General features: G+C 53.5%; 12 protein-coding genes and 1 riboswitch. Of the genes, 6 read left to right on the top strand and 6 right to left on the bottom strand.

The genetic code is table 11. The features are described 5' to 3' along the window. The first annotated feature begins 16 nt into the window (after positions 1-16). From ihfB to R0I78_RS08400, 5 genes are all read left to right on the top strand, one after another. Positions 17-298, top strand: a complete 282-nt coding sequence (gene ihfB, locus R0I78_RS08420; RefSeq protein WP_019934830.1) for an integration host factor subunit beta — start codon at positions 17-19, stop codon at positions 296-298. Between the two features lie 91 nt (positions 299-389). Continuing rightward, positions 390-677 (top strand): LapA family protein, encoded by a 288-nt coding sequence (locus tag R0I78_RS08415; protein ID WP_019934829.1) that lies wholly within the window; start codon positions 390-392, stop codon positions 675-677. 8 nt (positions 678-685) lie between these two features. Beyond that, positions 686-1,855, top strand: a complete 1,170-nt coding sequence (gene lapB / locus R0I78_RS08410; protein WP_019934828.1) for a lipopolysaccharide assembly protein LapB — start codon at positions 686-688, stop codon at positions 1,853-1,855. Positions 1,856-2,005: 150 nt separating this feature from the next. Further along, positions 2,006-2,719, top strand: a complete 714-nt coding sequence (gene pyrF, locus R0I78_RS08405) for an orotidine-5'-phosphate decarboxylase (protein WP_019934827.1) — start codon at positions 2,006-2,008, stop codon at positions 2,717-2,719. Next, complete coding sequence (locus R0I78_RS08400) at positions 2,712-2,948, top strand: DUF3820 family protein (RefSeq protein WP_019934826.1); 237 nt, start codon at positions 2,712-2,714, stop codon at positions 2,946-2,948. The genes pyrF and R0I78_RS08400 overlap by 8 nt, the downstream gene beginning before the upstream one ends. A 41-nt stretch (positions 2,949-2,989) precedes the next feature. Here the strand turns inward: R0I78_RS08400 and R0I78_RS08395 are convergent, their stop codons facing one another. Then, the gene (locus tag R0I78_RS08395) at positions 2,990-3,400 is read right to left on the bottom strand and encodes an H-NS family nucleoid-associated regulatory protein (RefSeq protein WP_019934825.1); all 411 of its coding nucleotides are present in this window, start codon (positions 3,398-3,400) and stop codon (positions 2,990-2,992) included. A gap of 344 nt (positions 3,401-3,744) precedes the next feature. Next, positions 3,745-3,918: riboswitch (Lysine riboswitch) on the top strand. Positions 3,919-3,990: 72 nt separating this feature from the next. Between R0I78_RS08395 and R0I78_RS08390 the strand changes: the two genes are divergently transcribed. Further along, complete coding sequence (locus R0I78_RS08390) at positions 3,991-5,541, top strand: Na+/H+ antiporter NhaC family protein (RefSeq protein ID WP_317075028.1); 1,551 nt, start codon at positions 3,991-3,993, stop codon at positions 5,539-5,541. A 3-nt stretch (positions 5,542-5,544) separates the two neighbouring features. Here the strand turns inward: R0I78_RS08390 and R0I78_RS08385 are convergent, their stop codons facing one another. The 5 genes from R0I78_RS08385 to R0I78_RS08365 all read right to left on the bottom strand — a co-directional run bounded on the left by R0I78_RS08385 (position 5,545) and on the right by R0I78_RS08365 (position 11,208). Beyond that, positions 5,545-6,768 carry an EAL and HDOD domain-containing protein gene (locus R0I78_RS08385; RefSeq protein ID WP_317075027.1) on the bottom strand — a complete coding sequence of 408 codons (1,224 nt, stop codon included), beginning with the start codon at positions 6,766-6,768 and terminating at the stop codon, positions 5,545-5,547. Between the two features lie 123 nt (positions 6,769-6,891). Next, on the bottom strand, positions 6,892-8,217 hold the full coding sequence (locus R0I78_RS08380) for an outer membrane protein transport protein (protein WP_317075026.1): 1,326 nt from the start codon (positions 8,215-8,217) through the stop codon (positions 6,892-6,894). A 172-nt stretch (positions 8,218-8,389) separates the two neighbouring features. Further along, the gene (putP, locus tag R0I78_RS08375) at positions 8,390-9,853 is read right to left on the bottom strand and encodes a sodium/proline symporter PutP (protein ID WP_019934821.1); all 1,464 of its coding nucleotides are present in this window, start codon (positions 9,851-9,853) and stop codon (positions 8,390-8,392) included. Positions 9,854-9,974: 121 nt separating this feature from the next. After that, positions 9,975-10,700 carry a DUF3379 domain-containing protein gene (locus tag R0I78_RS08370; RefSeq protein WP_317075025.1) on the bottom strand — a complete coding sequence of 242 codons (726 nt, stop codon included), beginning with the start codon at positions 10,698-10,700 and terminating at the stop codon, positions 9,975-9,977. Continuing rightward, on the bottom strand, positions 10,693-11,208 hold the full coding sequence (locus R0I78_RS08365) for a sigma-70 family RNA polymerase sigma factor (protein WP_317075024.1): 516 nt from the start codon (positions 11,206-11,208) through the stop codon (positions 10,693-10,695). The genes R0I78_RS08370 and R0I78_RS08365 overlap by 8 nt, the downstream gene beginning before the upstream one ends. Positions 11,209-11,288: the final 80 nt, after the last annotated feature.

The raw sequence follows: 11,288 nt of genomic DNA, 5'->3' as shown, positions 1-11,288 counted from the left end.
TTTCGGAGACTGAATCATGACAAAATCCGATCTCATTGAACGCCTTTCTGAGCAATATCCCCATTTGTCTGCCAAAGAAGTTGAAAGTGCCATCAAGGAAATTCTTGAGCAAATGGCGTCAACACTGCAAACAGGTGACCGTATCGAAATTCGCGGCTTTGGCAGCTTTTCATTGCATTATCGTGCTCCCCGCCAGGGGCGTAATCCTAAAACCGGTGAAAAAGTTGAGCTTAACGGCAAATACGTTCCTCACTTCAAACCGGGTAAGGAATTACGCGAGCGGGTAAACCCGGCCTGAGGTCACTTTTCCTGTCGGCTGCGGTAGCGTCGCCGGTGGTTTTTCGGGATAATGCCAAACACTCAAAAAATCAGGATGTTGAGAGGGTAAAGTGAAAATAATCTTTGGCCTGATAATGCTGGCGATCCTTTTTGCCGTGGGGCTGACACTGGGCTCCCAGAACGACCAGCTGGTACATGTTAATTATCTGCTGGCTCAGGGTGATTACCGGCTGTCTTCATTGTTGGCAGTGGTGTTTGTGGCTGGTTTTTTGCTGGGCTGGCTGGTATTTGGTCTGGTGATGCTGCGTCTTAAAATGACCAACAAAGGGCTGAATAAAAAAGTAGAACGTCAGCACCGCGAACTGGAAGAGCTCAGAGCACTCCCGGTTAAGGAATAATACACTTCATGCTGGAATTGTTGTTTCTGCTGCTTCCGGTAGCGGCGGCTTATGGCTGGTATATGGGTCGCCGAAGTGTTCGCCAGGATACACAGAAACAATCCAGTCAGTTCTCCCGGCAATATGTTGCCGGGCTGAACTTTTTACTTTCCGATGAGCCCGACAAAGCGGTTGATCTCTTTATTCAGCTGTTGCAGGTTGACAGCGAAACCATAGAAACTCATCTGGCACTGGGCAACCTGTTTCGCTCCCGTGGTGAAGTAGACAGGGCCATTCGTATTCATCAGAACCTGATTGCCCGCACCAGCCTCTCTCTGGAACAACGCCATCTTGCCATGCTGGAGCTGGCCCGGGATTTCTTTGCCGCCGGCCTGCTGGATCGCGCCGAGCAAATATTAACAGAGTTAAAAGAAGATCCTGATTACGAGCAGGATGCCCTCGAGCTGCTGCTCACCCTTTATCAGCAGTTGCGTGACTGGGAGCAGGCCATTACGGTGGCAGGCCGGCTGAGAAAGCAGCAGGGCAACAAGGCCCTGATACCCATGGCGCATTTTTACTGTGAACTGGCAGAGCAAAAACAAAAGCGGCAAGACAGCAAAGGGGCCATCAGCGATTTTAAAAAAGCGCTGAAAGCCGATTCGGGCTGTGTTCGTGCCAGTATGGGGCTGGGTAAATTATATATGGCCGCAGGTAACCTGAGTCAGGCGGCCAGTGTTCTGCAAGAGGTGGCGCAGCAGGATAAAAGCTTTATCAGTGAAATTCTTTCAGATCTTCAGCACTGTTATCATCAGTTGCAACAGGATGACACCCTGACCGCCTTGCTTGAGCAATGGACAGCACAAGACGCTGGTGCCAGTGAAGTACTGATGCTGGCAGACCGCATAGCCGTTCGCGACGGCCAGGCCAGTGCCGAGCAACTGGTGTTATCCCATTTACAGCGCCATCCCACCATGAAAGGTTTTTACCGGCTGATGTCTTATCATGCCGATAATGCCGGTCAGGGCCAGGCCAGGGCCAGCCTGGAAATGCTTAAAGCCCTGGTGGCCGAACAGATAAAAGCCAAGCCCAGTCACCGTTGCGGCCATTGTGGCTTTTCTGTGCACAGCCTGTTCTGGCAATGTCCGTCCTGCAAGCAATGGGGCACCATCAAGCCGGTGCGCGGCCTGGACGGCGAATGATTTAAAGCAGGGAATAGGGACTGGGGAATAGGGAGCAGGGACTGGTAGTTGGCGATAAGCGCAGCGAATTCACAACATTGCGGCACGAATAAACAGATTCCGGCTCGGGGGCCGGAATGACCAAATGTAAAAACCGAAGGTAATTAACTCATGCAAACATCACACAACCGCGATCCCAAAGTGCTGATCGCCCTCGACTTTGCCGACGAGCAGCAGGCGAAAGCGCTGGTGGCGCAACTGGATCCGGCTCAGTGCCGGCTGAAAGTGGGTAAGGAAATGTTCACCCTGTTCGGCCCTGAATTTGTTCGTCACCTCACCGGGCAGGGCTTTGATGTCTTTCTTGACCTCAAGTTTCACGATATTCCCAACACCGTTGCCAAGGCCGTGGCCGCAGCCGCTGAGCTGGGCGTATGGATGGTGAATGTGCACGCCAGTGGCGGCAGCCGCATGATGGAAGCGGCCAAAGCGGCCCTGGCCCCTTACGGTGACAAGGCCCCCTTGCTGATTGCGGTGACAGTGCTGACCAGCATGACCGCCGACGAGCTTAATCAGACCGGCGTGCTGCGCTCTCCGGCAGAGCAGGTACTGGCCCTGGCCCGGCTCACACAAGCAGCCGGCCTAGACGGCGTGGTGTGCTCCGCACAGGAAGCCAGCCTGCTCAAGAGTGAGCTTGGCCCCGATTTTAAACTGATCACCCCGGGCATTCGTCCGGCGGGCAGTGATGCCGGTGATCAGCGCCGCATCATGACGCCTGAGCTGGCCTTGAAGGCGGGCAGTGACTATCTGGTTATCGGCCGGCCCATCACTCAGGCTGCGGATCCTGCCGCCGCCCTGAGCGCCATTAACGCCAGTCTGCATGGCTGAGCCTGTCTCACCCGGCCTGAGTCAGGCCGGGCTGCTGCGTATTATTCAAACCCCCATGCCCTATGGCAAATATCGCGGACAGCCGCTGCTGCGGCTGCCACTGGCCTATTTATGCTGGATGGAACGCCAGGGCTGGCCAGAAGGGCCGCTGGGGGCTGAGCTGGCGCTGGTGTATGAGCTTAAACACAACGGGCTCGATCAGCCGCTTTACCGCTTATTACCCAAATAAAAAGAGGGCCTGCCGGCCCTCTTTTCAATAACAAGTATGCATTACTTTTTAATCAGATAATCTTGCAGAGATTTACCCTGGGTCTCAATACCTTCTTTGATAACTGAGGGCATACGACCCTGGCCGGTCCAGGTTTTACGCTCGCCGTTATCATGATATTCATATTTGGGCGGACGCTTGGCACGAGGTGCGCCAACTTTCTTGGCAGCAGGCTCAACGGCCTCAAGCAGCTCGCTTAAATCAATGCCATCGGCGGCCAGCATATCGGCATATTCTTTCAGTTTGCGCTCTTTTTCTGCGGCTTTGGCACGGTCTTCGGCTTCAGATTCACGGCGCTCTTCAACCACAGTGGTCAGTTTGTTAAGACCTTCTTCCAGTTGTTCCAGAGTAAGCTCGCGAGAGGTAGCGCGCAGGCTGCGAATATTAAGCAGCGTTTTCAAAAAATCGGACATTGTGTTCACCTGTAGCTTGTTTGTTTTTTTAATAAATTAAATTTACAGCCAGAATTGCATGGTTGCAAGTTAATTGGCATTAAAAAGACTGAACAATACAATCATAAAACAACAATGGTTGCAAAATGCAAAATAATTCTTTTAGCGCGACTCACATTAAATCCTTACATTTCATAAGCAGAAAGGTAAGGCCTAAAGAAGTTAAACCCACTCTATCAACAACAGACACACTTTGCAGGCAAGGTTTATCAAATGTAGATAATAACGACATTAAGCCAACATAAATGCAACAAAACAGATGAATGTGTTGATCTTTACGCCCGAGCCAGTAAAATTCGCCAACTTACCTGCGTAGAGGCGCAGTGCTTATCAGTAAGCCGGAACAGGGTGATACCAATGACGCCGGCCAAAAGGAAGCGCTGCCGAAGCTGTGGTTTTTATCACCGAATCACGGTTGGGATCAGTACCTAAAGGGCTGATACTGTCACAATTATTGATTGTGATGCGCTACTGCTGGGAAAGAAAGGATAAGACTGTGTCGGTTTCCTGCTCCTGGTGGTTTTTTCATTACTTAACATTCAGGTGTCGCTGTGGAAGCTCATCCGTTTATTCAGACTGTCTGGTCCGTATTACCCCCGCTTATTGCCATTTTACTGGCCATTGCCACCCGCAAGGTGTTGCTTTCGCTGGGCCTTGGCATTGTATTGGCCAGCCTGCTGCTGGAGCAATTTAATCCCCTCAATTCCTTGTCTCATCTTGGTATCAAGGTGCAGTCTTTGTTCTGGGATGAAGGCACCCTGAATGAATGGAATGTGAATATTCTGCTTTTTCTGTTATTGCTGGGCTGCATTATCAGTATGCTGAGCCGTGCCGGTGCAACCCACGCCTTTGCAGAATGGGCGCAGGCCCGTATTAAAAGCCGCCGTCAGGCCAAAGCCATGACCGGTCTGCTGGTGTTTGTGTTTTTCATTGATGATTACTTTCACAGTTTATCGGTAGGCACCATTTGCCGTCCGGTCACCGATCGCTTTGGTATATCCCGTGCCAAGCTGGCCTATTTGCTGGATTCTACCGCCGCGCCCGTGTGTGTATTGATGCCGGTGTCTTCCTGGGGAGCCTATATCATAGCGCTGGTTGGCGGTATTCTGGCCGGCTATGGCGTAACCGGACAAAGTCCGCTGGCAGCATTCATCACCATGGGTGCCATGAACTTTTACGCCATTTTTACCCTGCTGATGGTCATTCTGGTGATTCGTGGCGGCTGGGATCTGGGCCTGATGCAGCGCCATGAAGCACAGGCGTTGCGTGGTGAGCTGTTTGACAGCAGCAAAGGCACGCCGCCGGGCGTACACGATCATGAGGTAGCCGGTGGCCGGGTCACTGATCTGTTGTTTGCCATTGGCGGTCTCACACTGGTGACCGTGGCCGGCCTGCTCTGGACCGGTGCCACGGCGCTGAGTGAGGCAGGAGAGGCGTTCAGCCTGCTGGGTGCACTGGAAAATACCAATGTGGGCCGCGCTCTGGTGGCAGGTGGTGTGGCCGGGCTGCTGATTTGTGCCATCAGCCTGGTGCGTGAGCGCACCACCGGCAAAGACTGGCTGCATACCCTGCTGGTGGGCGTGAAAGGCATGCTGCCGGCCATTTATATTCTGTTGTTTGCCTGGACCATTGCCGGCCTTATCAGTGAGCTGGAAACCGGCAAATATCTGGCGTCTCTGGTGCAACAGAACCTGCCGATTTATCTGTTGCCGGCCATTTTGTTTATTCTGGCGGGTATTATGGCCTTTGCCACCGGCACCAGCTGGGGCACCTTTGGTGTTATGTTGCCCATTGCGGCCGACATGACCATGGCCATCGATACCGGCATGCTGCTGCCGGGCATGGCCGCGGTCATGGCCGGTGCGGTGTTTGGCGACCACTGCTCGCCTATCTCTGACACCACTATACTGTCGTCTACCGGCGCGTCCTGTCATCATATCGATCATGTGATGACACAGCTGCCTTATGCGCTGTCGATGGCGGTGGTCAGCATTGCCGGCTTTCTGGCGCTGGGAGTAACGGCCAGCATGCTGGCTGGTCTGATGGCCTCTGCCATTATGTTTATGGTTGTGCTGGGGTTCTGGGCCTTGCGCCGGCGCTAGCGCTCAGCGGGAGGCCTCCCGCTGGTTACTCCAGCTGATGGCCTCTTCATAATAGCGGGCATTGACATCCGGCTGCAGACCAATAAAGTCGAGCCGTTTTTGCAGATTAGTCCAGTTGGCTCTTTCATGATCCTGAATAAGACCCAGTAAAAAGCCCAGCTCACCCTTGCCATGTTCCAGTGCCTGTTTTGCCTCATCAGAAATAGGCAGCTGAGGCAATATATCGGCTACCGGACGCTCAAGCAGCACATCCAGCAATGAAAACAAACCGCAGATAAAGGCATCATGGGCGAGGGCAGGACTCAACCGGCCAGCCAGCAGCTCACACCAGCGGGCCCGAATAATGGACAAACGATATAATTCACGGTTTTTATTTTTGCTGATATAGGCTGTCATCACCATGGCGGTAAACCGTTTCAGCTGCTCCTGACCCAGATATACCAGCGCATAACGTAAATTTTCTATGCTCTGGCGTTTATAGCCCATATGCAGGCTGTTGACATACCGCAATACATTATAAGTCAGTGGCAGATCCCGGCTGAACAGCGCTGTCAGCTTGTCATAATCAATCTGTGGCTCACTGACGGCTTTCAGCAGTTCAAAGGCAGTGATTTCATCCGTGGTCAGCAGCCGGCGTTTAATCACCTGTGGCTGCTGAAAATAATATCCCTGAAAATACTCAAAACCGACAGCACGGGCAGACTCAAATTCGTCTAATGTTTCTACTTTTTCTGCAATAAAGCGCAGCTCAGGATAATCACTGGCCTGTTCAATAATGCGCCGGCAGTCAGCCAATGGCAACTGACGCAAATCCAGCTTGATAAAGTTCACATAAGGAAAAAACGAACTCCAGCCATGCCCGGGAACATGATCATCCAGCGCCACCTTAATGCCGGCGCGGCGAAGTTGTTTTACTTGTTCCAGCAGTTCGGGAGTGGGGCGGGCATCTTCCAGAATTTCAATCACCATATTCTGATGTTTCTGCCCTATCGTCAGCCCTTCTGCCAGCAGAGAGTCAGGAAAATTAACAAAGCACATGGCAGAGCCCACCAGGTCGTCAATTTTCTCACTTAAAAACTGCTCGGCAATCAGCCGCCGGGTAGCCTGCTCAGAGCTGATATCAGGAAACCGGTTTTCCAGGCCAAGACGAAACAACAGCTCATAGCCCAGCGGATTGCCATTCACATCCAGAATGGCCTGGCGTGCGACGAAACTGTATGCGTTCATGAAACAACCAATATGAAAAATAATCCGGTAATATACCGTAATCGACCACAGTGAAACAAACCTTCAGCACAAAAACAAAAGCGCCCGAAGGCGCTTTGATTATAAATGCGGGCGTAATGAAGATTAAAACTGGTAGTTCATTTGCAGGCCCATCAGGTAGGCATCACCGCCGGAGGTAAAAGCAAAGCCGTCTTCCACCACATCCACCTTGCCGCCATCCAGAAAGGCAAAGGCGGCATCCACACTCAGGTTCTGACTCACGGCATAGGTGGCCCCCAGTGTGTACCAGGTGCGATCCACATCGGGAATGGAAATGCTGCGGGTGGCTTCCGGTACCGGTGACTGGTCGTACGCCAGGCCGCCGCGCAGGGTCCACTGATCATTCAGCTGATGGGTAAGCCCCGCACTGACCCGCCAGCTGTTATTGAATTTTTCGGGCTTTTCAAACAGGGTGCCGCCATCACTGCCCAGCGCTTTCAGCTCTTCAAAGCTGCTCCACTGAGTCCACATAATGCCGTAATGCACCGCCCAGGCTGGATCTACCTGATGAAAGCCCGACAACTCGGCAATGGCCGGCAGGGTTAAATCCAGCTTGCCGGGAACTGTTTGACCTGCCGAGGAAGTACCTGCGTATTTTCCTTCGAGTGTTAAGTCCACTTCAGAGCGGTAGGTCAGGGCCCAGCGGTTATGCTCATCGGCTTCCAGCATCAGACCAATATTCCAGCCATAACCCCAGTCATCCCCGGTTAGTCTTGCTGCCTCTGATGTCGGGCCGGTTAAACCGGTTTGCTGAGCAACATAATTTTGAGCAGCGGTGACATTACCGCCAAACGCGGGGTTTTGTAGCGCCTGGTCCACAAGGCCGTTATACAGCACGCCGGCATGCCGGATCAGCTCCGCATCCGCATACACCGCGTTAAAACCGGCACCTAAAGAAATATGCTCGTTTGCTTTGAAGGCAATATTTGGGTTGATATTAATGGTGGTGAGCGCGGTTTTACCCGCTACCGGCCCGGCATAATGGTTATCCTGATAGGTGGTGGACAGGCCATAGTTGGTAAAAATGCCCAGCCCTGCCGCCCATTGCTCATTAATGGGTTGCACATAATAGAAAAACGGCACCACCGCATCGTCGGCAATATCATCAGAGCGGGTTGGCAGACCCTGAGACTGTCCTAGTGCCGCAGTCGGTCCTTTACCTTCCACATCCACTTCCGGATTCACATAAACCGCACCTGCCGACAGCGACGAGCGGTCAAACAGTGTCATGGCTGCCGGATTACGCCCCAGCACGGACGCGTTTTCGGCGGCGGCACCTTCACCGGCATAAGCCCGGCCTAACCCTGTGGTGCTTTGCTCCGCCAGCTGAAACGCCGCAGCCTGAGCCTGTCCGGTGGCCATGGTCACGGCGGCTGCCAGCACCGACAAAGTTAATGTCTTTTTGCGCATAGAGTCATCTCACTTTCCTGGGTGAACAAAGAGGCGGCAACAACAGAACACGGCCGGTAATAAAACACCTGTTTAAAGCAGATTAGAAAGAAGTCACAAAAAAGTAAAACAAGCGTTTAAAAAAAGAGGCCGAACGGCCTCTTTTGTGAGAAAAATCAAACTGTAAACTGGCTTACAGCTCCGACTCCATACGCCGGAAACCCAGCACAACGGCTTTGGACGGCTCCTTGTCGTAGCGGCTTACCAGCCAGCACGCCAGCCAGCAAACAACAAAGCCGGGCACAATTTCATAGAGATCAAACAGACCGCCTTCCAGCTGTTTCCAGCCGATAACGGTCAGAGCACCCAGCACAATGCCGGCCAGGGCACCGTTGCGGGTTAGGCGAGACCAGAACACCGACAAAATCATCACAGGGCCAAAGGCGGCACCAAAGCCGGCCCAGGCGTAACTGACCAGCTCCAGCACCGAGGCCTCCCGGTCGGTGGCAATCACCAGCGCCAGCACCGCTACCGCCAGCACCGCAAACCGGCCAACCCACACCAGTTCATTATCACTGGCCTTAGGGCGCAGCCAGCGCTTGTAAAAGTCTTCCGTCAGCGCAGAAGAGCACACCAGCAGCTGAGAGTCGATGGTACTCATAATGGCCGACATAATGGCAGCAATCAAAAAGCCGGCCACCCAGGGGTTAAACACCGCATTGGCCAGCGCCAGAAACACGGTTTCTGAGTTTTCCAGCGGGGCATCGGCAAAATACACAGCGCCAGACAACCCCACACCCAGGGCACCAATCAAAGACAGAATCATCCAGCTCATGGCAATGCGCCGCGACAGCGGCACCGAGGCTGGCGAGTCAATGGCCATAAAGCGGGCCAGAATGTGCGGCTGGCCAAAATAACCCAGGCCCCATGCCAGCAAACTCAGACCGCTCAGCAATGAAAAGTCGTGAAACAGGTTCAGTTTGTTGTTGTCCAGGGCATCAAGTGACGTCATGGTTTGCTCCATGCCGCCCAGTTCGTTCATCACCGCCCAGGGCATGACGATCAGCGCCAGCAGCATCAGAATGCCCTGAAAAAAGTCCGTCCAGGACACGGCCAGAAAACCACCCATAAAGGTGTAGGCCACAATCACGGCACCGCCGATAAGAAGGGCGCTGAGATAGGGCAGGCCAAATACTTTCTCAAACAGAATGGCACCGCCCACCAGCCCGGAGGAGGTGTAAAACACAAAAAACACCAGAATGGTCAGCGCCGAAATCACGCGAATAAGACCACTTTTGTCATCCAGGCGGTTTTCCAGAAAGTCGGGCAGGGTAAGGGAGTCGTTGGCCTGCTCGGTATACACCCGCAGCCGCTTGGCCACAAACAGCCAGTTAAGCCAGGCACCCAGCACCAGGCCAATGCCAATCCAGGCCTGATTAATACCATAAAGATAAACCGCACCGGGCAGGCCCAGCAGCAACCAGCCGCTCATATCGGAGGCACCCACACTCAGTGCCGCCACACCGGGCCCGAGGCGGCGGCCGCCCAGAATATAATCACTGAGCGAGCTGGTTGCTTTATAAGCTACCACCCCAATCAGCATGGTCAGCACCAGATAGCCGACAAAGGTAATTAAAATAGGGAGTTCAATGGTCATAGCGCGTTCCCGTTGTTGCAAACAGCATTAATGGCTTCCGTGTTATCACGGGCTGAATGTTACACCAAAAGAGCATACAACTCTTATAATAGATGGTGCCGAACGGGAACGCGGACGAAAATTAGATCGCTTTCTCCAAAGATGCCTTCACCCGCTCGGCAACGCGGCTGACGTCTTCGTTGCGATCGCTTACCACCACCAGGCGGTTATAGCTCATGGGCAGCACCTCGCCGTGCAGGTTGTCTTTGCTGAACCGTTCCTGCAGCTGCAAAGCCCGCTCCATGGGCACCAGAAACACATGCACCCTGTCGTGCTCGCCCTGCACCACCAGATGTGCCGCCGGACCACCGGCAAACATGCAATGGTTGGCATAATACACCTTGCCCATGCCGCTCAAATCCTGCAGCCGGGTGCCGTAAGGGCGCAGCTTGGCGTTCACGGTTTCAAGGGTCACTTCTTCATCAATGTAATGGGTAAAAGGCATTTCCCGCAGCACATGAGTAACCGCCACCTCGCCAACCGCCGGCGGCTCGGCCACAGCCTGGGGGGAAAAGGTCACAAAACGAGTGGCAAAACCCAGCGCAAAGGCCACCGACGCCGCCACTGCCAGATAACGCCAGCGAGACTGCTCACGATCGGGCTGGCGCAACAAATGAGACAGCATCAGTTGATCGGGCAGGGCCTGAGGCACCGGCTCTTCCAGGGCAAAGCTCAGCTTGCGGTTAAACGCCTTCATGTCTTCCAGAAACTGACGATTACTCTGGCTGCTGGCAGATGCGGCTAAAAATTCGGGACTTTTATCATCAGGATCCGCATAAGCCCGGCGGCGGAATTCCAGATCATCCATTACTGCGACCTCTTGGTGTAGTGTCTTGCTCCATGGCCTCTTTCAGCTGATTTCTGGCCCGAAAGAGGCGGGTCATTACGGTGTTCTTGTTCAAATCCAGTATTCCGGCAATTTCTTCTCCACTAAAACCACCAATTACCTGCAGTAACAGTGGCTCGCGATATTCAGGGGCAAGGTCGGCAATATGCCGTCGCAGCCACTCATTTTCCATTTTCTGCTCCATGCCCGGGGTTTTGCGATCGGGCACCGCCGTGGTTTCAATGTCGACCAGATCGAATTGCTTGCGTTCAAACCGGCGGGCATTTTCCCGGCGCAAAATGGTAATAAGCCAGGCTTTGGCGGCTTTCTCTTCTTTCAGGCTGTCGAGGGCCTTCCAGGCACGCAAAAACGTCTCCTGCACCAGGTCTTCTGCCACTTGCCGGTCGTGGCATAGCCAGAACGCATAACGGAACAGATCGCCATGCAGGGCATACACCAGCGCCTCGTAACGCTTTTGTTTCATCATCATGCTCTTAGAGACCGACGGCTGCCCCTGTTGCTTTCGCTTGAATATAGAAATCATCATTTTTCACCGAATGGGCATCTGTT

The sequence above is a fragment of the Oceanimonas sp. CAM02 genome, assembly GCF_032842915.1.
In the GTDB taxonomy this organism is placed as follows: Bacteria; Pseudomonadota; Gammaproteobacteria; order Enterobacterales; family Aeromonadaceae; genus Oceanimonas; species Oceanimonas smirnovii.
This window is presented reverse-complemented; position numbering and strand designations above follow the sequence as displayed.